Origin of the sequence: Devosia insulae DS-56 (assembly GCF_000970465.2) — a bacterium.
Lineage (GTDB): Bacteria > Pseudomonadota > Alphaproteobacteria > Rhizobiales > Devosiaceae > Devosia_A > Devosia_A insulae.
The window spans coordinates 1-22,631 of the sequence record NZ_LAJE02000353.1 but is presented as its reverse complement, the minus strand read 5'-3'; the positions used below and the strand labels follow the sequence as shown (position 1 = coordinate 22,631).

Here is a 22,631-nt window from a genome sequence, read left to right as displayed (position 1 = left end):
TTTCAACCGGAAGCCGGCATACGAGCTTTCTGCCTGACGCGTGGGCTCGGAGATGTGTCTAAGAGCCAACCATGAAGCGCTGACCCTGTCTCGAGGACCTGGCGTTGAACCATGCCTTGCTCGGCTGAAAGCCTCGTGCGGCACTGCGCGCCAGCGTCAGGGAGCCCCGTATCGTAGCCGCTCGAGCACGACCTGCTCACCATCTATGTGGATGACAAAGAGCCTGTCGAAGGCGTCTGCCGGCAGGGTACCGATGCCATCCGCCCCAAGCTTCTCGGCTATTTTGCCGACGCTATCGGAGTGGCCGACCACCAGCACATTCTTGCCTTTGAATGTGCTCTGGATTTCCTCCGCCGTCTTGGTGGTGTCGCGCTGCAGCAGCTCCAGCTTCGGGTCGGTCATCTCCCTGGTCGGCTGGGCGGTTAAGGAGGTTCGCTGCACCGAGGACACGAAGATGGCGGAGAGCTTCACATCCGCCAAGACGTGAGCCAGGGCCCTGGCCCGCGCCTTGCCGGGTTCCGTGAGCCCGGCATCTTCTCCCGGACCGTCCTTTTCGGCATGCCGTACGAGGTAGACGGTCGTAACCTCCTGCGCGAAGGCCTGGGCCGACCACACTACCCCGCTCCACAGGGCGACGAGCAACAGCATCCGCAGCAGGTGCCCGGCGATTGAACTACGGATCAATCTCATTCACCTCCCGACGCCGGTACCCGCGCGGCCCTTTGGACCCGGCCGCTACCAGTTCGCCACGTAGCCCCTGGTGTCGACGTGAACGAAGGTCGGGTACTTCCCGATCCCGCCAACGAACGCCGACGAGCTCGCGCGCACTGCCTTGGCAACCGCATGCCACTGGCTCGACGTCCCGGTCTCGCACCTGAAGTCGATGGCATTGTAACGCATGTGCAGGCTCGCGCTCTCGCCACCAATGCAGCTGTTGTAGGCCTCGTTGCGGTAGGCCGACAGGATGCGGCAGCTCGCGCCGAGCCGGTGCCGGATCTCGTCCAGCATTCTCGCCGTATTGGCGATATTGGGCCATAGCTCGCTCGATGGAAACGCGTTCTTGCCGGAGCAGGCGCCGCCACCCGAGTTGCTGGAGCCGAGGAACAGCAACTCATTGGCGCTGAAGTAGCGCAGCCCGAGCGACTGCACGAAGCTCTGGAAGGCCGCCATGTCGAAGCTGGACGCCTCGAGGATCGACACCGTCGACTCGAGCCCGAGGCCGGAGGGATCAAACCCCTCACCGATATCGACGGACGCAAACTCCTTCAGATCGTTCGACTTCTTCTGCGCCTTCTTGTTCGGCGTCTTGAGCTCGATCGACTCGAGAACCGGAGCGCCCACCAGCTTAACCTTTGGCGCCTTGTGTCCCTCGGCGGCAAAGCCATCCTCGAACGACGCGGTGCTCGCTGCTGCTGCAGACTCCATTTCGCCTGCGCCAAGATAGTCGGTGACACCGTCGGCCACCGCCTTGGCGACGCGTCCGATGTAAGCCGCGGTCCTGAGGCGCGCTTCTTCCGCCGCCACGTCCATGAAGCTGACCTCGATCAGGCAGCAGGCCGTGTTGGCATGGTGAGACGACGACTTCAGCACACCAAGCGGCTGGCTCTTCACGCCACCTGGGTGGCCGGCGTTGCGGTCGTTGTGGCCGGTGGCTGCCACCAGTCGCTTCTGCATGGCGCGGCAGAGGTTTGCGGACTTTGCGCTGTGCGTGCTGTCGCAGATCGTCTCCGTCCCCTGCGTAGTCTTGTTGAAGCCGTTGAAGTGGATCGAAACAAACACCGGCGCGGCAATCGACTTGGCCGCCCGGGCCCGATCGGCGAGGCCGAGATTGTGATCGGTCTTGCGCGTCAGGACGACCGTATGCCCCTTGGCGGTAAGGAGTTTTTCGGCGGCTAACGCGACTTCAAGCGTCACCTGCTTTTCCAAGAGGCCGTTCTGCCCAACCGCATTGTTGGGGCTCGACCCGCCAATCTTTGTGGTTCCGCCATGTCCAGGATCAAGAACGATCTTTGCCATTTCTACCCCTCCGAGTGAAAGATCGACCAAATCTAATTCTGAGCACACGCTATCAAATCGCCTCGTCAGTCACAACTGACACGAAATCAGCGCAGCAAAGGTATAGTTTGCCGGTTGGCACTCTTGCTTATTGACTTTGATAAGTGTTGAGTAACCGTATGGGAGCCACTCACGCCTCTGCCACTCGATCGAGCAGTTCCTCATTCGTCACAGGTGACTCCAAACTCGCGGCGAACACTGGGCACCGGCAGGTCCACGATGCTGAGCAACCAGAAGTCGAGCCCAAGTTTTCTGTCTTGCGGGCGCACGCTTCACGCAGGAGAATACAGTTGACGACGCGGGGGTTGTTCGCAGGATTTGGCTGAGACGGTCACAGAGACCACGGGTGGAGGCGCGGCCCGAAACGGTTGGCGCGCGATCGCTCGAGCGCTGTCACGAGCGGTGCGCACTGTCCGCCAGATCCCGCGAGCGATCGCCGATCTGATCTTCGGCTATGACTTCTTCATTTCATACGCGCATGCCGATGGGCACGAATATCCTCGACTTCTGCGCGAGCGACTGGAGGACTTGCCCGCCCGGTATAGGGTCTTCTACGACAAAACCGGCTTCGTTGCCGGCGGGAGCCTGACATTTGAGACGCGTCGCCGCATCCGAATGAGCACGCACCTCATCCTCCTGGCGCGCCCGGCAGCTCTCAATACGTCACACTGGGTCGGAAAGGAGGTCGAGCTGTTCAGCAAACTCGACCGCAACATGTTCACGGTCGAATTCGGTGACCTGATCTCAGGGTTGTCGCCGAGCCGGCCGATTGCTGCATTTCTGCAAGACCCCATAACAATCCGGGAGACACCTGGCGCAAACTCTCCCTCGGAAAGCGTCATCGCCGACCTCAACCGCAGCTTCGAGGGTGTCCGGCAAGAGACGCGTCGTGTTCGGTTCCTTGCACTCGCCGCACTGTTCTTTCTGCTCCTCGCGTCGTTCGCCGGCTGGCAATGGTACGAGGCCGAGTCTCGGCAACGCATCTCCGAAGCCATGCGACTCGATGCCCTGGTTGGCCAACATTATGCAGTCGCGAACCGGATCCTTGCCGAGTGGGACAGCGAATGGGCCCGACAAATCGAGATCGAAAACGATCTCTCCCTCATCAAGGCGCGCGTCGGTATCTCCATCGCCCGGCCTCAACCCGCCCTTGCGCCGCCAGAGGTGGACGTCCTTGCCCCGAACTCGACGTCCGACAGCGGTAGTCTTCCAGTTCTCACCGAGACTCAGGCCTTGCAGCGGGAGAACAACCTTCGCCAGGAAATCTTCGGCATCGGCCAGTTGCGGCGAGCGCTCCTGGAGCAAGCGCTGGCCGAGCGAGCGAATGGGGCGAAACTGCGCATAGAGGCCGACATCGCGTGGCAAAGGGCACAGGCCTACAACAGCAGCGCGCTGACGAGTCGGCAGCCGGTCGCGTCTCCCGATGTCTTCTCTATCGAGGTACTCAGCGTTGGATTCGGCGAGTCCCTTATTCTGCACTATGGCGATCCGGCGGCACCTCGGCTGATTTTGATCGACGGCGGTCAGCCTCGATCTTATGCGCAGTCGCTTCGTCCACGCTTGAGCGCGCTCAAGCGGGCGGTATCACCGGACCTGCCTCTTGGGCTGCAGTACGTCATCGTCTCCAACCAGGATAACGACCGGTTGGGAGGAGTCTTATGGCTGCTCCGAGAGCTCGCGGAGCAAGCAACCGCGGAGCCCCTCCAACTGGAGATCGCGAACCTTTGGTATGGCAGCTTCGGACCCGGCTTCGAGGGTTGGCAGAAGGCCGAAGCCAGGCTGCTGGTCGAGCGACTGGGCATCCCGATCAATGCGCCCTTCTCCCGTATCGTTATGCGCCCTCGGAACGGTACCGTGACTGTCGACATGGGCAACGGTCTGATGGCCACCGTGCTGAGCCCAACAATTGAGGAGGTCACGGACCTATACGACCATTGGGTGGAGCAAGCTGAACGCTCATCGCACGAATTACTCGTTGCACCAGCGGATACTTTCGAGGGTGTCAGCGGCGTGCAGATCGATGACTCACTTGCGCTTCCAGAACGCCCCGCCAACTGCCTGGACGGCAGCATTCCCAACCGTGCAAGTCACGTGCTGCTATTCTCTTATCGCGATAGGACGTTTCTTCATGGTGGGGACGCGTGCGGCTCGCAGATTGAGTACGGTCTTCGTGCAGCAGGCCTGTTGAGCGAGGAGCATCCGACGTTCACCGTGGACGTGATGCTGGTGCCGCATCAGGGCAGTGACAGGAATGTCTCCCCCGAATTTTTCAGTGCAGTGAAGGCGAAAACCTACCTGTTCACTGGTGACGGAACCTTCGGCAATCCCGAGTCGGAGACGCTCCGGATGATCCTCGAGGCCCGCAAAGGCGAGGACTACACCTTCCAGTTCATTGCCCGCGACGGCGCAGACGGTTTCGGCGAACGGCTTGATGCGTTCTTCGAAAATTGGCCCGCCGCGGAGTACGGTTACAAGCGAGTGTTTCGCTCGAGCACACGCGCCGCGATGACAGTCGATCTGCTCGAACGCGTACGCTATTGAACGCCGACCGGGCGTTGCCAAGATCCTGTAAGGCCTCGAGGCAGCAGATTACCCCGCACTCACGAAGCGCGCGCTCCCAAGCCTGGTCAGAACGCTCAACTGCGTCGCGTACCCGATGGCTAGCGCTCCTGGACCCCCATGATTTCGGGCAACTGCGAACGGGCAACTTGGCGCAGTTGCTCGGCCCAGCCCTCGTCGATCCAGCGATAGGGGCGGCGCAGGCGAGTGCCGACCGGGGCCCAGTTGCCGACGGCAGCCAGCAGCTTGTCGAGCGCAGCGTTGGAGTAGCCATGGTCGCGGCGGAACGGCACGATGTGATCGTCCATGAAGGAGCAGAGGCGACGCTCGATATCGCGGGCCGCCTCGGAGTCGGTGATCATCAGCTCCGTCCAGCGCTGCGCGCCTGACGGGCTCAGGCAGGCGACATTGGAGAAGGCGCCGGCGGCGACACCCTCGCGCACGCCGGTCGCGAGGTGGTGGCCGGGCACGTAAAGCGCCCAGTTTCCGAGGTGTTGCCGGGCCTCGGCGTACCAGTCTGCGTCGCCGTCGCCGAGCTTGACGCCGACCACTTGTGGCACCTGCCCGAGGATGGCGGCGAGCTCGGCCGGCCGCAGCACGCGCTTGGCATGTGGCGGGTTGTAGACAATGAGCGGGATAGCGCCGGCCGCCTCGGCGGCCATGGCGAGAAAGTCGACGGCCTCGGCGTTCGAGGGCGGCCACCAGTCGGGCAGGATCACCTGGATGCCATCCGGCGCCAGCGCCGCAGCGCGCTGCACGCGATCCAGCGCCAGGCGCGGGTCGGGCTGGCATGCCCCAATGACGAAGGGCATGCCGGCTGCCCTGCAGCTTTGCGCCAGCAGCTGCTGGATGGCATCGAACTCCGCTTCCGTCTGGTTGTGGAACTCGCCCGCCGTGCCGTTGGAGTAGATTCCGTCGACCTCGGCAGCGATCAGCACGTCGATCTCGGTGCCCAGCCGCATGAAATCGATGCTGTCATCGCCCTCGATCGGCAGCAGCAGGGTCGCCCAGTTGCCGCGAATTTTGCCCCAAGGCGCGTCACGCCGCTCCAGCTTGTTCATCGTCTCCACTCGTAGGACATCCAATATGGCTTGATGGATATCCTACAAGTTGCTATCAAGCAATCAACGAAGCCGGGATTGACCAGCCACCATGATCGAAACGAAGTCGCTGCAGCCGCTGACCAAGCCACAAACGCTGCACGCCTCGGTGCAGGAGAGCCTCAAGGCCTATATCGACGAGAACCGGCTGCGCGGTGGCGACCCGCTCCCCCCTGAGAGCTTCCTCGCCCAGCAGCTGGCGGTCAGCCGCAACTCGGTGCGCGAGGCGATCAAGGCGCTGGAGTCGGTCGGCATCCTCGAGACGCGGCGCGGTATCGGGGTGTTTGTCAGACCATTCTCGTTCGACCCGCTGCTCGAGCACCTCGCCTATGGCTTGCGCGGCTCGCTGCGCGAAGTCGGCGAACTGGTCGAGATCCGCCGCGTGCTCGAAGTGGCGCTGATCGAGAAGACAGTCGAGATGATCGGCGAGGACGACCTCGCCGAGCTGCGGGCGGTGACCGATCGGATGCGCGTTCTGGCCGAGCACCACGAAAGCTTCGCCGACGAAGACAAGGCCTTCCATCTGCTGTTGTTCCGCTGCCAGGGCAACCAGATGCTGAGCAAGCTGATCGATGTGTTCTGGCTGGCCTTCTACAAGGCCTCGGACTTCGTCAACCTCGACAATCCCAACCCGCTCGCCACCTGGAAGGACCATCACGACATCGTCGAGGCGGTAGCGGCACGGGACGTCGAGGCGGCACGAGCGCGGCTCGATCACCACTATCACGGCATTCTGGGGGTCATCGCCAAGAACGGCGAGACCGTCCGCTAGAATAGGGACAACTGGGAGGACGACCATGAGACTGAGGACTTTGAGGTCAGCACTCGTGCTGACGACGACACTGCTCGCCCCTATGCTGGCGCTGCCAGCCCTGGCAGAGACCGGCAAGACCATCTCCGGCGGCTTCGACGTCGGCCCGGGCGGCTTTCCGGGCAATTTCAATCCACTCGCCGCGACCGCCGGCCTCACCTGGCTCAGCGTCTATTATGAGCCGCTGGTCATCTACAACGCCGACCTGACAGCGATCGTCGGCGACCTGGCGCAGAGCTTCGAGATCAGTGCCGATCAGAAGACCTACAGCTTCAAGCTGACCAGCGAGACCTGGCACGATGGCGAGGCCTTCACCGCTGCGGATGTGAAATTCACGCTGGAAGCGGCCAAGAACGGTGACACCGGCAGTGTGTTCGCGGCGCGCCTCGGCGCCATCGAAAGCATCGCGACGCCTGATGACCGCACCGTGGTGCTGACGCTGAGCGCCCCCAATGCCGGGCTCCTCGATACGCTCACCAAGATCATGATGCTGCCCGAGCACGCGCTGGGCAAAGTCCCGCCGGCCGATCTCGCCAAGAGCACCTGGTGGTCGACGACGCCGGTCGGCACCGGCGCCTTCAAGTTCAGCCAGTATGTGACCGACCAGTATGTCGAGGTCGTCGCCGACGAGGATTACCGCGGCGGCAGGCCGGCCGTGGACAAGCTGATCAACCGCTACTTCGAGAACTCGGCGGCCGCCGTCGCGGCGCTGCGTGCCGGCGAAATCCAGTTCACCTATGTCGAGGCAGATGACGTCGCGACCTTCAGCGGCAATGACCAGTTCAAGGTGATCGAAGGCCCGAGCTTCGTCGTCAACTATGTCGGCTTCAACCAGGAAGTGCCGTTCTGGAAGGATCTGAAGGTTCGCCAGGCGGTGATGTACGCGATCGACCGTAAGGCGATCATCGAGACCCTCTACAACGGCGCGGCAACCGAAGCGAACTGCGGCTATGTCGCCGCACAGTTCGTGCCAGCTGGCATCGAGCCCTATGCCTACGACCCGGAGAAGGCCAAGGCGCTGCTGGCCGAAGCGGGCTGGGCCGAGATCAACGGCGACAAGCCGATCACCATCCTGACCTACTACAACAACCCGCTGTCGACGAACGTCCTCGCGGCCATCCAGGCCATGCTGGCGCAGGTCGGGATCAACATCGTGCCGCGTGCCGTGGACTCGCCGACCTACAACGCCACGGTGCTCGCCGCCGAACCAAACTTTGCCGACTTCCCGCTGATTTACGCCGGCCTGCAGGACGGGCCGGAGCCGTCCAACATCAATGTGGGCCTCAACGAATCGATGATCCCGCCGGCCGGCACCAATGCGCTGCGCATCCGCATGCCCGAGGTCAGTGCAGCCTTCGACGCCGCGCTCGGCGAGACCGATGCCAGCAAGCGCGACGCCCGCTACCAGACGGTCTGCCAGACGATGAACGCCAACCTGCCCTGGGCTACCATGTGGGTCGCCAACCGCTATGGCGTCGCCTCGACCAGCCTCGAGCACTTCGTCTGGACCCCGGCCCCGGGCGGCGGTCCGTTCGATGCCGATCCCGAGAAGTGGGATCTGGGCAACGCTCAATAGTCACGCGCTCCCGACCTGACCGGAGGGCGGGTCTGTCCGCCCTCCGCCCCGCAACGGCGTAAGATTGCCCATGCTCACCTTCATCCTGCGCCGCCTTGCGCTCGGCCTCCTGATGCTCATCGCGCTGAGCGTCCTGGTGTTCGTGCTGCTGCGCCTGGCGCCAGGCGATCCGATCGATGCCTATATCGACCCCAATGTCTCGATGTCGCGGGCCGAGATGGCAGCAATCCGGGCCCGTCTCGGCCTCGACCAGCCGATGCCGGTCCAGTACTTCGCCTGGCTCGGCGCGGCGGCGACCGGCGATCTCGGCTACTCGATCCAGCGCAGCGGGGTGCGCGTGCTCGAACTGGTGTTCGAGCGCATCGGCCCGACGCTGCTGCTGATGGCCACCGGCCTCGTCCTCTCGATCGTCCTCGGCATCGCCACCGGCATCATCGGCGCGGTGCGCCGCAATTCGACAACCGATGTCGGGCTCTCGGTCGCCGCCTTCGTCGGCATCTCGAGCCCAGCTTTTCTCACTGCTCTGCTCGGGCTCTATTTCTTCTCGGTGCAGTTTCGCATCGCGCCGTCCGGCGGCATGCTCACCCCCGGCGCGCCGTTTTCGGTCGGCGATCTCCTCGCCCACCTGATCCTGCCTGCAGCCCTGCTGTCGATCGGCCAGGCGGCGCTGATCATGCGCTACATGCGCGCCTCGATGCTCGAAGTGCTGAACCAGGATTACGTGCGCACGGCGCGCGCCAAGGGCGTCCGCGAGTTCTTCGTCATTGTGAAACACGCGCTGCGCAATGCCCTGCTGCCGGTGATCACGCTGATCGGCTCGACCATCGGCATGGCCATTGGCGGCGCTATCTTCATCGAGAGCGTCTTCAACTGGCCCGGCATGGGCCTGCTGATGGTCAATGCCGTCGAGACCCGCGACTATCCGGTGATCATGGGCGCAACACTGGTGATCGGCGCCTGTGTCATCCTGGTCAACCTCTTGACCGACATCACCTACGCCGCGGTCGATCCGCGCATCCAGGTGGCGTGAGATGGTTGCCATCGCCCTCCCCCGCAGCAACGGCCCGCTGGCCCGATCGCTGTCGCGGTTCCTCAGCAACGGCGCGGCAGTCGCCGGGCTGATGATCCTGTTGCCCGTGCTGATCGCCGTGCTGACTTATGATCTCTGGTGGCCCTATGCCCCCAACGACATCGACCTGCGCGCCCTCAACAAGGGCCCGAGCGCGACGCATTGGTTCGGCACCGACGGCGTCGGCCGCGATGTGCTGGCTAGGCTACTGCAGGGCGGGCGGATTTCGCTCCTGGTCGCCGGTGTTTCAGTCGCCATTTCGCTGGTTATCGGCTTCCTCGTCGGCGCGCTCGCCGCGTTCGGCGGTCGCATCACCGATGGCTCGACCATGCGGCTGGTCGATCTCTGCATGACGCTGCCGCCGGTGATCCTGCTCCTGGTGCTCGCCTCGATCGCCGGTACCGGCATCGTCCCCACCATCTTCGTCATCTCGCTGCTGTCCTGGCCGGTGCTCTCACGCATGGTGCGGGCACGGCTGCTGGAGCTGCGCGAACGGGATTTCGTTGTCGCCGCGCGCGGCATGGGCGCCAACCTCTGGCACCTCTTATTCCGGCATGGCCTGCCCAATTGCATCGACATCCTCGTGGTCTACGCCACGCTGCAGATTGCCAATGCCATCCTGCTCGAGGCCGGCCTGTCCTTTCTCGGCCTCGGCATCCCGCCGCCCGAAGCCAGCTGGGGCAACATGCTCAACGCCGCCCGCTCGACGGTCGTGCTCGAACAGTACGTCTGGCAGTGGATGTTCCCCGGCGCCGCCCTGGTGCTTGCGGTACTGGCCATCAACTTCATCGGCGATGGACTGCGCGACGCGTTCGACCCCCGCTCCGACCTCAACTGATCCTCTTCGAGAAAGCCCACAAATGCCTAAGTTCACTGGCGTCGTCCCTCCCGTCGTCACCCCGCTGACCGAGACTTTCGAGGTCGATTATCCCTCGTTCACCCGGGTGATCGAGAACCTCATCGATGGCGGTGTGCACGGTCTCTTCGTTCTGGGCTCGACCAGCGAGGTGGTGTTCCACGCTGCCGCGGAGCGCACGAAAATCATCGAGCACGCAGTCAAGGTGAACAACGGCCGGTTGCCGATCTTCGTCGGCGTCATCGACCCCACCACCGACCGGGTGATCGAGCATGCGCAAATCGCCAAGTCGGCGGGCGCCGATGCGCTGGTGGTGACGGCGCCGTTCTACGCCCGCACCAACCAGGCCGAGACCATCGACCACTTCCGCTACATCCGCGATGCCGTCGACGTGCCGCTGGTCGCCTACGACATCCCGGTCTGCGTGCACATCAAGCTGGAGCGCAACACCACGGTGACGCTGGGCCGCGAGGGCACTATCGCCGGCGTCAAGGACTCGAGCGCCGATGACGGCAACCTTCGCTATGTCATGCTCGACATGGCGGACCGGCCGGATTTCTTCGCCATGACCGGCTCGGAGATCGTCGTCGACAATGTCCTGGGCATGGGCGCGCACGGCGTCGTCCCCGGCCTCGCCAATGTCGATCCGCACGGCTACGTCAAACTCTGGAACCTGTTCCAGGCGGGTGACCACGAGGCGGTGCGCCGGGAGCAGGAGCGGCTCTGCCGGCTGTTCGAGATCGTCTGGATCGCGCAGCCGCGGACCAGCGCCGGCTCGGCCGGGGTCGGTGCCTTCAAGACTGCCATGCGGCAGCTCGGCATCATCTCGACCAACGTCATGGCCCGACCGCAGCGCATGCTCAATTCCGAAGAGACGGCGAAGATTGACGCCATCCTCAAGTCGACCGGCCTGCTTTGACCGCGATGCCCGAACCGATCCTCGACATTTCCGGCCTCACCACGGTCTACCGCATTGCCGGTAAGGACGTGGCTGTGGTGCAGGATCTCGATCTGGCCATCGCGCCGGGCGAGACGGTGGCGCTGGTCGGGGAATCCGGCTCGGGCAAGTCGGTCACCAGCCTCTCCATTCTCCGCCTCCTGCCCCGCATCGGGCGGGTGGCTAAGGGCAGCGTCGGCTTCCGCAGTAAATCCGGAGTGGTCCGCGACCTGGCGCGGCTCGACGCTGACGCGCTGCGCCAGGTGCGCGGCAACGATGTCGGGATGATCTTTCAGGAGCCGATGACCAGCCTCAATCCGGTCTACACGGTCGGCGAGCAGATCGCCGAACCCATCCGCATCCACTTAGGCAAATCGCATAAGGACGCGGCAGCGGCGGCGGTGCAGTTGCTCGCCGATGTCGGCATCCCCGATCCGGCGCGGCGGGCCAAGCAATATCCGCACGAGCTTTCGGGCGGCATGCGGCAGCGCGCCACCATCGCCATGGCGCTCGCCTGCGATCCGGCGCTGCTGATCGCCGACGAGCCGACGACGGCGCTCGATGTCACTATCCAGGCCCAGATCCTCGACCTGCTGCAGCAGCTGCAGGCGCAGCGCGGCATGGGCATCCTCTTCGTTACCCACAATCTCGGTGTCGTCGCCGAGATCGCCGACCGCGTCGCGGTGATGTATGCGGGGCGCGTGGTGGAAACCGGCCGCGTCGCCGATGTGTTCGCCCACCCCCGGCATCCCTACACCATCGGGCTGATGCGCTCGGTCCCGAGGCTCGGCGAGGCCACCCTGCTCAAGCAGGCCGGCACCCCGCTTCCCACCATTCCCGGCACCGTCCCGAGCCTTGCCCGGCTGCCGCAGGGCTGCTCGTTTGCCCCGCGTTGCAGCCACGCGATCGAGGCGTGCCGCGCAGCCGTGCCGCCCCTTCTCGATACCGGCAACGACCAGGCGAGCCGCTGCATTCGCTGGCAGGAGCTATGAGCACCATGGATGCCCCCCTGCTCTCGGTTCGCGCCCTGACCAAACACTTCAAGCCCTCGGCCTTTTCCCGCGGCCCGGTCGTGCGGGCGCTCGAGGACGTGTCGTTCGACGTGCCGCGCGGCAGCGTCGTGGGCCTGGTCGGAGAGTCGGGCAGCGGCAAGACGACGATCGGCCGCTCGATCCTGCGGTTGGTCGAGCCAACCTCCGGCGAGGTCCGCTTCAACGGCACCGATCTGACAAAACTCTCGGCCGCTGCGCTGCGCAGGCAGCGCCGCTTCATGCAGTATATTTTCCAGGACCCGTTCGCGAGCCTGTCGCCCCGCATGACCATCGGGCAGATCCTCACCGAGGGGCTGGAAATCCAGGGCGGACTTAGCCGCGAGGAACGACGCGACCGCGCCCACCGGGCGCTGGCGGCGGTCGAACTCCCCGCCGACGCCTTCAACCGCTATGCCCATGAGTTCTCCGGCGGCCAGCGCCAGCGCATCGGCATCGCCCGGGCTCTGGCGCTCGAGCCGCAACTGATCGTGGCCGACGAGCCCGTCTCGGCGCTCGACGTCTCGATCCAGGCGCAGATCGTCAACCTGCTGCGCGATCTGCAGCAGCGGCTTGGCCTCACCATGCTGTTCATCTCGCACGACCTGGCCGTGGTCGAGTACATCTGCGACACGGTGATCGTGCTCTATCTCGGCCGGATCATGGAGATCGCCCCTAGCGCCGAGCTCTACGCCCGTCCGCGCCACCCCTATACGCGGGCTCTGCTCTCAGCGATCCCGTCACCGGTCCCGGGCAGCAAGCGACAGCGACAACTGCTCACCGGCGACATCCCCAGCCCCGCCAACCCGCCTTCCGGCTGCGTGTTTCGAACGCGCTGCCCATATGCCATCGACGCGTGCGCAACTGCGGTGCCGCCACTCGAGGCGGTCGGACCGGGCCATCTGAAGGCCTGTATTCGAGACGATCTCCACCCGTAAACGTCCCGCGGCGGCATGGTTGGGCACGTATCAAGTGTCGCGCGCGGCGTACGCATCGGCAGGACGACAACCCTGACGACAGACTTCGCCTCGTGCTTGCGCTAGGGTGCGCAGATGAGCAAGACAACTGTCGGCGAAGCTGAAGATCGCGCGGCGATCATTGACGTGGCGAACCGCGCCCGCGTCGCCCTTTGGACGCAAGACTTCGAGGCCTACGCATCTTGCTTCGTCCATGCGGATTACGTCACCCGATGGCATGCCTCGCCGTCCATGGGCATATTCAGGCGCGAAGGTTGGGACGATATTGCGGCGCGCGTGCGGAAGACCTTTGAGGATCAGACCATGCTTATCGACCGATACGCCCACGAGGCGACGATCGAGAACCTGAGGCTGCGCATCCAGGGGGACATGGCATGGGCCACCTACGACCAGACTTACCCTTCGGTCGACAAGGATCAACTCTACTACTTCGGTGGCGTCGGCCACGAGGTCAAGTTCCTCGAAAGGCACAACGGAACGTGGTTGATCGCGTTCGCAGGCGTGATGCATGGGAATGTTGGTCGTCACGATACGCCAATTCTGCAGGTCACCGCCGATGGCTACGTGACGTGGCAGGGGCCTGCCGCATCCGTCATCCTCGAAAAGGACGACGACCTGACGATCCGGAATGGCCGGGTGCGCTTCCGCGACACAAAAGCTGACAAGAAATTGCAGGCAGCTCTTCGCTGGGCCGCCGCCCGTGACACCAGGTTGGTTCCTCAGCGCGGGACACTCCCGATCGTCATCGAGGCCGGAGAGGGCCTTCCCGCAAAGGTCTACTGGGTTTTTGCCGAAGGCGGAGGGATCGTCGTCTGTCTTCATGTTCCGGGCATCGACCAGGAGCGTCTTGAGGTCGCGGCGGCTATCTTCGGCCTTTCGCCGGCCCAGAAGCATGTCGCTGGCCTTGTCGTCGAAGGTCTCTCGCTTCCAGAAGTCGCGGAACGGTTGGCCATCACCACAAACACTGTTCGGACTCATCTGAACCGTGTCTTCGAGAAGACCGGAGTTCGAACGCAGCCGGCGCTGGTGCGGGTACTACTGTCGTCAGCGCCTCCGGTCTAGTTCCCGCGGAACCTCGCGTCTCCCTGAGTGCCCCCGTCAACAATTGCCACTCGCATGTCGTCCGTTTGGAGGACGTGTCGCCGTCATAGCTTGCAATGACAAACTCCGCTTCGGCTTGCCCCTATCGTGCCGACCATCGAAACCCGATGGAGACCATGATGGCTACCAGAGCTCCCGACCTGCCCCGCGGCAGGACCATCATCCACCGCCCGTCCCTTGGCCTGCTTTCGCTCTTTCTTGCGACCTTCTGCATCGGAACGACCGAGTTCGTCATTGCCGGGCTTCTGCCGGAGATATCGCGCGATCTTACGCTCACGATCCCGACGGCCGGCTATCTGGTGACTGCCTACGCCTTGGGTGTAGCAGTCGGCGGCCCCATCATCTCGATGCTGACCTCTCGGTTTCCGCGGAAACCGATGATTCTCCTGCTCATGGGCATCTTTGTCGCCGGCCACCTCTTTGGAGCACTAGCGACCAACTACCTGATGCTCATGACCGCGCGGATCGTCATTTCCTTTTCGCATGGCAGCTTCTTCGGGCTTGCTCTCGTTATCGCCGCGTCGCTGGTATCCGAGGAGAGGCGCGGTAGAGCCGGCGCCCTTGTCTTTGCGGGCATCACCGTTGCCAACGTACTTGGAGCACCGGGCGGCACCGCCATCGGCAATGCGCTCGGCTGGCGCGCAACGTTCTGGATTATTGCCGGGATCGCCTGTCTTGCGGCGCTGTTCATGGCACGCTCTTTGCCGGACGACAGCGCCAGGCATGAGCGGTCAAACTTGCGAGATCAGGTCCGCGTCCTCGGTCGGCAGATGGTGTTCACATCATTCCTGATGATGGGCCTCCTGACGGTCGCCGTCTTCACCACATTCACCTATATCGCCCCCAGCCTGATCGATGTCACTCGGGTCGCTCCGGACATGATCGCATGGATTCTGCTGGGGTTTGGTGTCGGAGCAACGGTCGGTGTCTTTCTCGGCGGGCGGCTGGCGGACATCGCGCCGGGGCGTACGCTGATTGCTGGGCTTTTGCTGCAGAGCCTTGCCTTCGTTGCCCTGTTTGCATTGAACCGAAGCCCACTCGCGATGGTCGTCCTGTTGCCCATCTGGGGTTGCGTGAACTTCATGTCCGGGCAGATCTTGCAGGCCAGAGTTCTGAAGGGCGCTGCGGCGGCCCCCGAACTCGCCTCGACATTGATCTCGTCGATGTTCAATTTCGGCATCGCCGGCGGGGCCACCTTGGGGGCGGTGACACTTACCAGCGGCCTGGGATATGCCCAGTTGCCATTGGTTGGCGCAGGAATTGCCATCGCAAATACCGCTTTGGCAATCGTCGTGACCCAACTCGACCGCAAAGCGCTCGTTCCGCCTTCCGCGGCGCCGGAAAGTGCGTGACTGCTGCAGCGGCAAGGCCCACGCGGTAGTGCCACGTTCGAATAGCCCGTTGCCGCAGCTGAGGGACATGGCCCGATCACTCTCCGAAGGACACGCCTCCCAGCCAGCCAGTGTCAGGCCCAGTGTGAAATTCACCCCTGATCTTCACACTCGAGATACTGCCGAGCACCCGGCAGATTTCAGCGCTCGTCGCCGGCCGGCCGTCCAGCACCCACCCGCCGGTGGTATCAAGGGCAAAACTGTAGTCCGTCCAATCCATCCCAGGCGCAGTCCCAGTCTCAACTGTGATGCTCGAGCCGTTCTTTGCTTCGATCACGACGTCGGCGGACTTGAAGAATTTGGTGACTTCTGTGACCCGCAGACGGTAACTCAGCCGGCTGCCGAACAAGCCCGAGTGGTCGCCAAGGTAGTTGGGTGGCGCCTGGAAATACCACACTGAGCTGTTCTCGAGATCGGTTCCGGCAATGCTGCCGGCAACGAACTCGGCCTCGGGCCCGGCGTCGCCGGCCAGCGACCAGCCCTCAGGACCGCTGCCAAACGTGCTGGCGACGCGCCGTCTGGGACCTGCCCCGGGGATGCACGACTCCGGCAGCGGCTCCGGGGGGGAAACCTCATCGTCGCAGGGTTCGGCCATACCCATCACGCACACCGCGATGGACGCGACGCTGACACCCTCGCGACCACGATCATACATGCGGATTTCGTAGCGTCCCGCAGCATCGGGGTTCAAAGTAACGACACCTTCGTGGCCATCCGGGCCAGTCCCGGGCAACGCGACATTGGACTGAGCGAAAGCGGTCGGCTCGGCGATCTGGGGCGGCATGACCACAGGGGCCACGCCTGGCTCAACGAGAGCAATCCACGCCCCCTCCCGGGCGTTGGAGGGGGCCCGGTAGGCGACCTCGAAATCCACGCCGACACGCAGCTGTTCCGGATCCCCCGCGAGCCTCAGCAACGGCGTCGCAAAGGTCAGGTCGTGGGCGGTGTCGAGGCCCGTTTCGCGGGCAATCCAGGTACCGTCCGCCGATAGGCGCGCAACCGTCGCCGGATCCGCATCATAGCCATCGTGAAGCTCCCATGCGCCGTCCGGCCGCACCTCGAGTCGCAGCTTCACCGGCGCATCGGCCTCGCCGATGACAGCGCGGGCAAGCCTGGACACCTGAGTACTCGGTGACCCGCCACTGAGCTGGAGCGGTCCGTCGGCAAAACCGAACCGCGTGGCCAATAGCCGTTCGCTGAAGTTCAACCGGAGCCATACGCCTTGGGCGAGCTGCCAGTCGCTCAGCACAATTCGGGAACTGTCGGTCACGGTGAGCCGGCGGCCGGCGTCCTCCTCATCACGCTTCGCCACGGCCTGACCGAGGGCAACGGTAAGTCCCTTCTGCACTTCGCGATGCATCTGGAGGATGAAGCTGACCGTCTGCAGAGCACGCTGACGAACGAACCACTCGAGCTCGATCCGCGCGAGATCCTCGAAGATGGCCTGAGCTTCATTGCGGATCGGTTGCTTGAGGCCCTCCTTTGCGGCGGTGATCAGCAGCCCGGCGCCGACGCCCTTGCCGACTTCGAGCCAGAACGCGCCACGCCCCAATGTGACAAACAGGCCATCGACAAGCGTTGGATCGGCGACTCGCCGCATCAGCGTCGCAAACTCGGCGGCCTCCTGCCGGGTCGTGCCGCCCAGCGCCTTGTAGACACCAAGCAGCGTGGCGTCTTCTCTTCCTGCCAGCGAGAGCGCGAGCTTCTGCCAGCCGGTATCGACGCCGGCCTCAGCGGCACCCCGGAAGTAAGGTACAGCCGCCTGTGCCACATTTTCCGCAAGCCCCTGATAACCGATCCCAAAGGCGTTCTTGACGAGCTCAGCCTTCTCTTCGGCGTAGAGGGCGGTGCGGAACCCGCCGAAAGGGTTGGGCCGCGCTCCGGGCGCCCCCGCATCCAGGACGCCAATTCCGACGCTGCTGGAAAGCCGCTCCCGGGCAGCGATGATGTCGTCCGAAACTGTCGGCAGCGAACTTGCCGGCGCACCCTTGTAGATCGCCTCAGCCGGCCGGTAGATCGCCTCGAAGGCGAGCGCCGCAGGCCAGCCCGGGCCCGCCATCGCAACCCCAACTCCTACATCGCCGAGTTCGAGCAGGATGTTGGCGGCCGTCGCGACACCGGCGACGTTCGAGATGTAGTCGGCATTCCTTGACTGCCACTTCTGGTCAGCGGCAATGAACCGGGCCTCGGCTGCGTCGAAGCTACGCTGGAGCGTTGCGATCTGGATTTCCAGATCCTCCAGCGAGGCGATGAGCTGGCCGATGACCCGGTCGTTGATCTCGTCGGCCCGCGGGGAACTCCACCCGGCGTCGTAGATCACATCGTCCTCTCCGTCCCGGGGGTCGGTGAAAGTGATCGCCACGCCGGACAGGTACACCGGGGCAAGCGCTTGTCGATAACGCGCCAGGATGACCTGCTGTCGCGCTGCTGCGGCTTGCTGGCGGCGCTCGGCATCGAGGATCTGTGCGGCGAGCAAATCACGGCGACTGACAGCCTCGTTGACACGTCGGCCCAACATCACCGCCGCGACCCGGATTTCGCCAAGCCGATTTCGCTCGAGTGTCGCAAGGTCACCGCTGAGCTGCTTCCGCGCGATGGCCTCATCGAGCGCCAGAGCCTCGTCGATAGCTGCCGACAGTTCAGCTTGCGCTGCAGACAGCGTCCTGCTGCTGTCTGAGAGCAGCGGCGCCAGTTGGGCCGCTCTTGCTTCCGAACTGTCCGTCACCTCCGTCAGTTGCAGCAGCTCGGCCCGGATCTGCGTGGGGGACGTGAAGGCGTCCAGCGCGAACGCCGGCAGGGCGGCCATCGCCGCAAGAGCCGCAATGAACACTATCCGTCCACGCATCGCCGACCCCGCATCAGGCACCGGTGAGCCTACGCCGGCGTCGGTCGGCAATCAATCAAGACGCGCGGACGCGCGGTTGAGATGTCGCCGGGCGGGCAACGGCTATCCTGCCCGAGCATCGCAGCCCGGGTGAATGTCTGACTTTCGGCGAACTCGCAGTGACGTCTGCCGAGCAAGCAGATGCCGGCAAACGCGACGGCCATCGTGCCTATCGTTGTCGTGAAGATGGGGCTGCTAGCCGCGGATCATGCGGGGAGTGAATGGCGGAGAGGGAGGGATTTGAACCCCCGATGGAGTTGCCCCCATGCCGCATTTCGAGTGCGGTGCAATCGACCACTCTGCCACCTCTCCGCGAGGTCGAACACGCGTTACCGCGGCTGGTCGAGACGGGCGGGCTTATGGCATAGCATGATCGAGGCTGCAACACTCTTTGGCTCGCTCGCTGCATGACTCTTCCGCTCTTCGTCTATGGCACGCTGTGCGACCCCGAACTGCGCTCGGCAGTGCTCGGCCGGATGCTGCGGCCCGAAGCGGTGCATGCCGCCCGCGCCCCGGGCTTTCGCGCCGTGCACTATCCCGGCCGCGTCTATCCGGCGCTGCTGCGCACGCCGGGCGGAACGGCGGACGGGCTGCTGCTGTTGGGGCTGACGCCATTCGAGCGCGACCTGCTCGACGCCTTCGAGGGCGACGAGTATCGTCGCGCCCCGATCGCCGCCATGCTCGAGGAGGAGCTGCACGAGGCCGATGCCTACCTGCCGGCGATCGCCATCGCCGCCGACGCGCCGAACTGGACGCTGCAGCGCTGGCAGGCCGAGCACAAGCCGCGCGTCCTCGCGACAGAAGCCGCCACCGCCGATGAACTGCGCCAACGCCTGATCGCCATCCGCCCGCATTAAAGATCAACGCCCCCGGAGTGACCATGCCGAACCGCCGTGCCGCCATGCTGGGTCTCGCCGCCCTGCCACTCGCCGCCACCATCCGTCCGGCGCTCGCCGCAACCCCCGACACCCTCTCGACCTCGGCCGGCGACGTGGCCATCTACCCGATCCGCCATGCCAGCCTGGTACTGAGCTTTCGGCGCTGAGACGCTGTATATCGATCCGGCCAATGGCCCGGCGCTCTATGAGGGTTTGCCGCCGCCCACCGGCATCCTCATCACCCATGGCCATGGCGACCATTTCGATGTCGCCACGCTCAACGCCATTGCCGGCGACAGCGCCCCGATCCTCACCTCCGAGGAAGTACTGGCCCGCCTGCCCGGCGCGCTGAAGCCGCGCGCCACCGCCCTGCCGAACGGCGCCAACGGCGAAATCGTCGGCCTGCCGGTCGAGGTGGTTGCCGCCTACAACACCACCGAGAACCGCAAGCGCTATCACCCCGAGGGCATCGGCAACGGTTATGTCATCGGCTTCGGCGACAAGCGCGTCTACGTCGCCGGCGATACCGAGGACACGCCCGAAATGCGGGCCTTGACCGGCATCGACCTCGCCTTCCTGCCGATGAACCTACCCTACACCATGAGCCTCGAGCAGGTCGCCTCGGCGGTCGCCGCGTTTCGCCCGGGCATCGTCTATCCCTATCACTATCAGGGTGGCGATCCGGCCAAGCTGGCCGAACTGGTCGGCGATGCCGCAGAAGTCCGGCTTGCCGCCTGGTACTGAGCCGAACGGAGCCGGCCCGCGCGGCCTTGACTCCTGTCGGATTCTTGACGATAAGGCCGCTCGAATTGCGTGCGGCGTTTGCTGCGCGCATTTTTGATTTGTTCAACCGCTGTCCGAGGCCGCCGCCGATATCACTATCGGCAGCCTATCTCGAAGCCCGCAGGATCAGGCATCGCCTGCGGCGCCACAGGGCGCGATAACGAAGAGGTCCGGGAGTTCCCCGGGACGACAATGACGTTTGCAGTGATCAAGACCGGCGGCAAGCAGTACAAGGTTGCCGCCAATGACGTGGTGAAGATCGAAAAGATCGACGCTCAGCCGGGCGACGTGGTCACCTTTGACCAGGTCCTGATGGTTGGCGACGGCGACGCGGTCACCGTTGGCGCGCCGCTCGTGGAAGGCGCCCTGGTCGCAGGCCAGTTCATCGCCACCGAAAAAGAACGCACCATCATCATCCTGAAGAAGGAGCGCCGCCAGCACTACGATCGCCGCAACGGCCATCGTCAGCGTCTGTCGACCGTGCGCATCACCGAGATCCTGACCGGCGGCAAGAAGCCGACCACCAAGGTCGACGAGATTGCCAAGGCCCGCGCCGAAAAGCGCGCTGCCGCCGCTGCGGCTTCGGCCACCGTAACCGAGGCCCCCAAGGCTGCTGCGAAGCCCGCCGCGAAGAAGGCCCCGGCCAAGAAAGCGACGACCAAGGCAGCCCCGGCTGCTGAGGCGACCGAGACCAAGGCTCCGGCCAAAAAGGCTGCTGCTCCCAAAAAGGAAGCTGCGCCCAAGGCCGAAAAGCCCGCTGCAGACAAGAAGCCGGCGGCCAAGAAGGCCGCTCCCAAGGCTGACAAGGAATAAGGAGCGTAACCCATGGCACATAAGAAGGCAGGCGGTTCCTCCCGCAACGGTCGCGATACGGCTGGCCGACGTCTCGGCGTCAAGAAGTTCGGCGGCGAAGCTGTGATCGGCGGCAACATCATCATCCGTCAACGCGGCACCAAATGGCATCCGGGCACCGGCGTCGGTATGGGCATCGACCATACCATTTACGCCCTTATCCCGGGCACCGTGGCGTTCAAAACCCGCGCCAACGCCAAAGTCTACGTGTCGGTACTCCCGGCAGCAGAAGCAGCAGAATAACCCGGTGAGGCCTAGCAACCCCTGCCGGAGACCAGCTCCCCGGCAAGGCGACTAGGCAGTCGACCGCGCGAGAAGATCCAAGGGGAGCCGGAATCCGGTTCCCCTTTTGTCTTTTTCGTCGTGAGGGCGGCTGAAAATGAGACTGTATCTGAGCTCCTACCGGATCGGCGACCGCGCCGGTTCACTCCTCGCGTTACTCGGCAATGGCCGGCACGCCGCCATCATCGAGAACGCGCTCGACAACATTTCCCCGGCGGCGCGCGAGCTCTATCGCAACGAAGCCTATGACCCGGTCTCGGAGCTGGGCTCGCTCGGCATTGTCGGCACGCCGCTCGACCTGCGCCAGTATTTCGGCGATCCCGAAGGTTTGCGCGCCCGGCTCAGCCAGTTCGACCTCTGCTGGGTCACCGGCGGCAATGCCTTTGTGCTGCGCCGCGCCATGAAGCAGTCGGGATTCGATGACGTGATTGTCGACATGCTCGACAATGACGAGATCGTCTATGGCGGTTTCTCGGCCGGCGCGGTGGTGGCGGCGCCGAGCCTCGAAGGCATTCATTTGATGGATGACCCCGACGAGGCGCCCCGGGGTTACGACCGTGAAACCATCTGGGATGGCCTTGGGCTGATCGACCACGCCATCGTGCCGCACTACCGCTCGCCGCATCCCGAAAGCGCTGCGGCCGAACGGGCTGTCCGGCACCTCTGCAGTCGAGGCCTGCGCTATCGCGCGCTACGCGACGGCGAGGTGATCGTGTGGACCGAGAACCGCATGGCCTCGGTCGAGCTGAGGCAGAGGATCGCGTGATGACAACGCTCGAGGATGACGACGACTACGTGCCCCGGCGGCGGACCCAGTTGATGGGCCCCGCCGCCCAGGCCAAGGCGCTGGCCGAAGCCACCGCGAAACTGGCGGCCCGCCGCCAGCGCGATGCCCTGCCGCATCGCATCGAGACCCCGCGCCTGGTGCTGCGCGCCCCGATCCGCGGCGATGTGCCCGATCTGGTGAAGCTCGCCGACAACAAGGCGATCGCCGACAAGCTGTCGCGCCTGCCGCATCCCTATACAAGGGCTGACGGCATCGGCTTCATCGAGATCATCGCCCAGCGGCCCGACGAGCGGCCTTATGCCATTACGCTCAATGACCAGTTCATCGGCGTGGTCGGGTTCACCTTCCACGAGGGCCAGTTGCCGGAACTCGGCTACTGGCTGGGTGAGCCTTATTGGGGCCGCGGCATCATGAGCGAGGCGGTGAAGGGCCTGGTCGAAGCCGCCTTCGGCACGCGTCTGTTCCCACGCCTTAAGGCGCGGGCGCTTGCCAGCAACGACGGCTCGCTCAATGTTCTCGCCAAAGCCGGCTTCATCCGCACCGGTGACGGCACCGACCCAGCCGGCACGCTGAAGGACAAGCCGATCGTGTTCTTCGAACTGGAGCAACCGAAGTGGAGCTGACTGAGATGGTGGCCGGCGCCAGTGCGGGATGGACACCCCCCACCCTGTCCCTCCCCCGCAAGGGGGGAGGTGACCGGCGCTC

General features: G+C 64.4%; 21 protein-coding genes and 1 tRNA gene. 17 read left to right on the top strand and 5 right to left on the bottom strand.

The window, feature by feature from the left end; translation table 11 throughout:
- Nucleotides 1-156: 156 nt before the first annotated feature.
- Both VW23_RS23290 and VW23_RS23285 read right to left on the bottom strand, forming a co-directional pair.
- On the bottom strand, nucleotides 157-684 hold the full coding sequence (locus VW23_RS23290; RefSeq protein WP_176730473.1) for a phosphoglycerate mutase family protein: 528 nt from the start codon (nucleotides 682-684) through the stop codon (nucleotides 157-159).
- Between the two features lie 51 nt (nucleotides 685-735).
- Nucleotides 736-2,016, bottom strand: a complete 1,281-nt coding sequence (locus VW23_RS23285) for an N-acetylmuramoyl-L-alanine amidase (RefSeq protein WP_069911876.1) — start codon at nucleotides 2,014-2,016, stop codon at nucleotides 736-738.
- Nucleotides 2,017-2,457: 441 nt separating this feature from the next.
- Between VW23_RS23285 and VW23_RS23280 the strand changes: the two genes are divergently transcribed.
- Complete coding sequence (locus VW23_RS23280) at nucleotides 2,458-4,596, top strand: TIR domain-containing protein (RefSeq protein ID WP_176730472.1); 2,139 nt, start codon at nucleotides 2,458-2,460, stop codon at nucleotides 4,594-4,596.
- Nucleotides 4,597-4,715: 119 nt separating this feature from the next.
- On the opposite strand, the gene VW23_RS23275 is transcribed toward VW23_RS23280, so the two are convergent.
- Nucleotides 4,716-5,675 (bottom strand): dihydrodipicolinate synthase family protein, encoded by a 960-nt coding sequence (locus VW23_RS23275; protein ID WP_069911874.1) that lies wholly within the window; start codon nucleotides 5,673-5,675, stop codon nucleotides 4,716-4,718.
- A 91-nt stretch (nucleotides 5,676-5,766) separates the two neighbouring features.
- Here VW23_RS23275 and VW23_RS23270 point away from each other — a divergent pair, with 91 nt between their 5' ends.
- The 9 genes from VW23_RS23270 to VW23_RS23230 all read left to right on the top strand — a co-directional run bounded on the left by VW23_RS23270 (nucleotide 5,767) and on the right by VW23_RS23230 (nucleotide 15,421).
- Complete coding sequence (locus VW23_RS23270) at nucleotides 5,767-6,486, top strand: FadR/GntR family transcriptional regulator (protein WP_069911873.1); 720 nt, start codon at nucleotides 5,767-5,769, stop codon at nucleotides 6,484-6,486.
- 25 nt (nucleotides 6,487-6,511) lie between these two features.
- The gene (locus VW23_RS23265; RefSeq protein WP_069911872.1) at nucleotides 6,512-8,101 is read left to right on the top strand and encodes an ABC transporter substrate-binding protein; all 1,590 of its coding nucleotides are present in this window, start codon (nucleotides 6,512-6,514) and stop codon (nucleotides 8,099-8,101) included.
- Between the two features lie 70 nt (nucleotides 8,102-8,171).
- Nucleotides 8,172-9,131 carry an ABC transporter permease gene (locus VW23_RS23260; protein ID WP_069911871.1) on the top strand — a complete coding sequence of 320 codons (960 nt, stop codon included), beginning with the start codon at nucleotides 8,172-8,174 and terminating at the stop codon, nucleotides 9,129-9,131.
- 1 nt (nucleotide 9,132) lies between these two features.
- Entirely contained in the window at nucleotides 9,133-10,008 is an 876-nt protein-coding gene (locus VW23_RS23255; RefSeq protein WP_069911870.1) for an ABC transporter permease, read from the top strand.
- Between the two features lie 22 nt (nucleotides 10,009-10,030).
- The gene (locus tag VW23_RS23250; protein ID WP_069911869.1) at nucleotides 10,031-10,945 is read left to right on the top strand and encodes a dihydrodipicolinate synthase family protein; all 915 of its coding nucleotides are present in this window, start codon (nucleotides 10,031-10,033) and stop codon (nucleotides 10,943-10,945) included.
- A gap of 5 nt (nucleotides 10,946-10,950) precedes the next feature.
- Nucleotides 10,951-11,955: an ABC transporter ATP-binding protein gene (locus VW23_RS23245; protein WP_069911880.1), complete on the top strand. Its 1,005-nt coding sequence runs from the start codon at nucleotides 10,951-10,953 to the stop codon at nucleotides 11,953-11,955.
- 5 nt (nucleotides 11,956-11,960) lie between these two features.
- On the top strand, nucleotides 11,961-12,929 hold the full coding sequence (locus VW23_RS23240; protein ID WP_069911879.1) for an ABC transporter ATP-binding protein: 969 nt from the start codon (nucleotides 11,961-11,963) through the stop codon (nucleotides 12,927-12,929).
- Between the two features lie 114 nt (nucleotides 12,930-13,043).
- On the top strand, nucleotides 13,044-14,030 hold the full coding sequence (locus VW23_RS23235) for a helix-turn-helix domain-containing protein (RefSeq protein WP_069911868.1): 987 nt from the start codon (nucleotides 13,044-13,046) through the stop codon (nucleotides 14,028-14,030).
- Nucleotides 14,031-14,188: 158 nt separating this feature from the next.
- Nucleotides 14,189-15,421, top strand: coding sequence for an MFS transporter (locus VW23_RS23230; RefSeq protein ID WP_069911878.1), 1,233 nt, complete (start codon nucleotides 14,189-14,191; stop codon nucleotides 15,419-15,421).
- A 76-nt stretch (nucleotides 15,422-15,497) separates the two neighbouring features.
- On the opposite strand, the gene VW23_RS23225 is transcribed toward VW23_RS23230, so the two are convergent.
- Together VW23_RS23225 and VW23_RS23220 are read right to left on the bottom strand one after the other, a co-directional pair.
- Nucleotides 15,498-18,290, bottom strand: coding sequence for a laminin B domain-containing protein (locus tag VW23_RS23225; RefSeq protein ID WP_176730471.1), 2,793 nt, complete (start codon nucleotides 18,288-18,290; stop codon nucleotides 15,498-15,500).
- Between the two features lie 276 nt (nucleotides 18,291-18,566).
- Nucleotides 18,567-18,656 (bottom strand) — tRNA-Ser (locus VW23_RS23220).
- A 95-nt stretch (nucleotides 18,657-18,751) separates the two neighbouring features.
- Here VW23_RS23220 and VW23_RS23215 point away from each other — a divergent pair.
- From VW23_RS23215 to VW23_RS23190, 7 genes are all read left to right on the top strand, one after another.
- A complete protein-coding gene (locus tag VW23_RS23215) occupies nucleotides 18,752-19,201 on the top strand; it encodes a gamma-glutamylcyclotransferase family protein (RefSeq protein ID WP_069911866.1) in 450 nt (149 codons plus the stop codon).
- 23 nt (nucleotides 19,202-19,224) lie between these two features.
- Nucleotides 19,225-19,389, top strand: coding sequence for a hypothetical protein (locus VW23_RS29145; RefSeq protein ID WP_176730470.1), 165 nt, complete (start codon nucleotides 19,225-19,227; stop codon nucleotides 19,387-19,389).
- A 4-nt stretch (nucleotides 19,390-19,393) separates the two neighbouring features.
- The gene (locus VW23_RS23210; protein WP_084646411.1) at nucleotides 19,394-19,966 is read left to right on the top strand and encodes an MBL fold metallo-hydrolase; all 573 of its coding nucleotides are present in this window, start codon (nucleotides 19,394-19,396) and stop codon (nucleotides 19,964-19,966) included.
- A 231-nt stretch (nucleotides 19,967-20,197) separates the two neighbouring features.
- Nucleotides 20,198-20,818 carry a 50S ribosomal protein L21 gene (gene rplU / locus VW23_RS23205; RefSeq protein ID WP_069911865.1) on the top strand — a complete coding sequence of 207 codons (621 nt, stop codon included), beginning with the start codon at nucleotides 20,198-20,200 and terminating at the stop codon, nucleotides 20,816-20,818.
- A 12-nt stretch (nucleotides 20,819-20,830) separates the two neighbouring features.
- The gene (gene rpmA / locus VW23_RS23200) at nucleotides 20,831-21,100 is read left to right on the top strand and encodes a 50S ribosomal protein L27 (protein WP_055875668.1); all 270 of its coding nucleotides are present in this window, start codon (nucleotides 20,831-20,833) and stop codon (nucleotides 21,098-21,100) included.
- Nucleotides 21,101-21,236: 136 nt separating this feature from the next.
- Nucleotides 21,237-21,905: a Type 1 glutamine amidotransferase-like domain-containing protein gene (locus tag VW23_RS23195; RefSeq protein WP_069911864.1), complete on the top strand. Its 669-nt coding sequence runs from the start codon at nucleotides 21,237-21,239 to the stop codon at nucleotides 21,903-21,905.
- Nucleotides 21,905-22,549, top strand: a complete 645-nt coding sequence (locus tag VW23_RS23190; protein WP_069911863.1) for a GNAT family N-acetyltransferase — start codon at nucleotides 21,905-21,907, stop codon at nucleotides 22,547-22,549. Before VW23_RS23195 ends, VW23_RS23190 begins: the two co-directional genes overlap by 1 nt.
- Nucleotides 22,550-22,631: the final 82 nt, after the last annotated feature.

Bases quoted from the DNA above. Each gene is read 5' to 3' on its own strand.
- VW23_RS23195 (WP_069911864.1), top strand. From the start codon at position 21,237: ATGAGACTGTATCTGAGCTCCTACCGGATCGGCGACCGCGCCGGTTCA.
- VW23_RS23240 (WP_069911879.1), top strand. From the start codon at position 11,961: ATGGATGCCCCCCTGCTCTCGGTTCGCGCCCTGACCAAACACTTCAAG.
- VW23_RS23285 (WP_069911876.1), bottom strand. From the start codon at position 2,016: ATGGCAAAGATCGTTCTTGATCCTGGACATGGCGGAACCACAAAGATT.
- VW23_RS23255 (WP_069911870.1), top strand. From the start codon at position 9,133: ATGGTTGCCATCGCCCTCCCCCGCAGCAACGGCCCGCTGGCCCGATCG.
- VW23_RS23230 (WP_069911878.1), top strand. From the start codon at position 14,189: ATGGCTACCAGAGCTCCCGACCTGCCCCGCGGCAGGACCATCATCCAC.
- VW23_RS23270 (WP_069911873.1), top strand. From the start codon at position 5,767: ATGATCGAAACGAAGTCGCTGCAGCCGCTGACCAAGCCACAAACGCTG.
- VW23_RS23215 (WP_069911866.1), top strand. From the start codon at position 18,752: ATGACTCTTCCGCTCTTCGTCTATGGCACGCTGTGCGACCCCGAACTG.
- rplU (WP_069911865.1), top strand. From the start codon at position 20,198: ATGACGTTTGCAGTGATCAAGACCGGCGGCAAGCAGTACAAGGTTGCC.
- VW23_RS23235 (WP_069911868.1), top strand. From the start codon at position 13,044: ATGAGCAAGACAACTGTCGGCGAAGCTGAAGATCGCGCGGCGATCATT.
- VW23_RS23245 (WP_069911880.1), top strand. From the start codon at position 10,951: ATGCCCGAACCGATCCTCGACATTTCCGGCCTCACCACGGTCTACCGC.
- VW23_RS23260 (WP_069911871.1), top strand. From the start codon at position 8,172: ATGCTCACCTTCATCCTGCGCCGCCTTGCGCTCGGCCTCCTGATGCTC.
- VW23_RS23265 (WP_069911872.1), top strand. From the start codon at position 6,512: ATGAGACTGAGGACTTTGAGGTCAGCACTCGTGCTGACGACGACACTG.
- VW23_RS23275 (WP_069911874.1), bottom strand. From the start codon at position 5,675: ATGAACAAGCTGGAGCGGCGTGACGCGCCTTGGGGCAAAATTCGCGGC.
- rpmA (WP_055875668.1), top strand. From the start codon at position 20,831: ATGGCACATAAGAAGGCAGGCGGTTCCTCCCGCAACGGTCGCGATACG.
- VW23_RS29145 (WP_176730470.1), top strand. From the start codon at position 19,225: ATGCCGAACCGCCGTGCCGCCATGCTGGGTCTCGCCGCCCTGCCACTC.
- VW23_RS23250 (WP_069911869.1), top strand. From the start codon at position 10,031: ATGCCTAAGTTCACTGGCGTCGTCCCTCCCGTCGTCACCCCGCTGACC.
- VW23_RS23190 (WP_069911863.1), top strand. From the start codon at position 21,905: ATGACAACGCTCGAGGATGACGACGACTACGTGCCCCGGCGGCGGACC.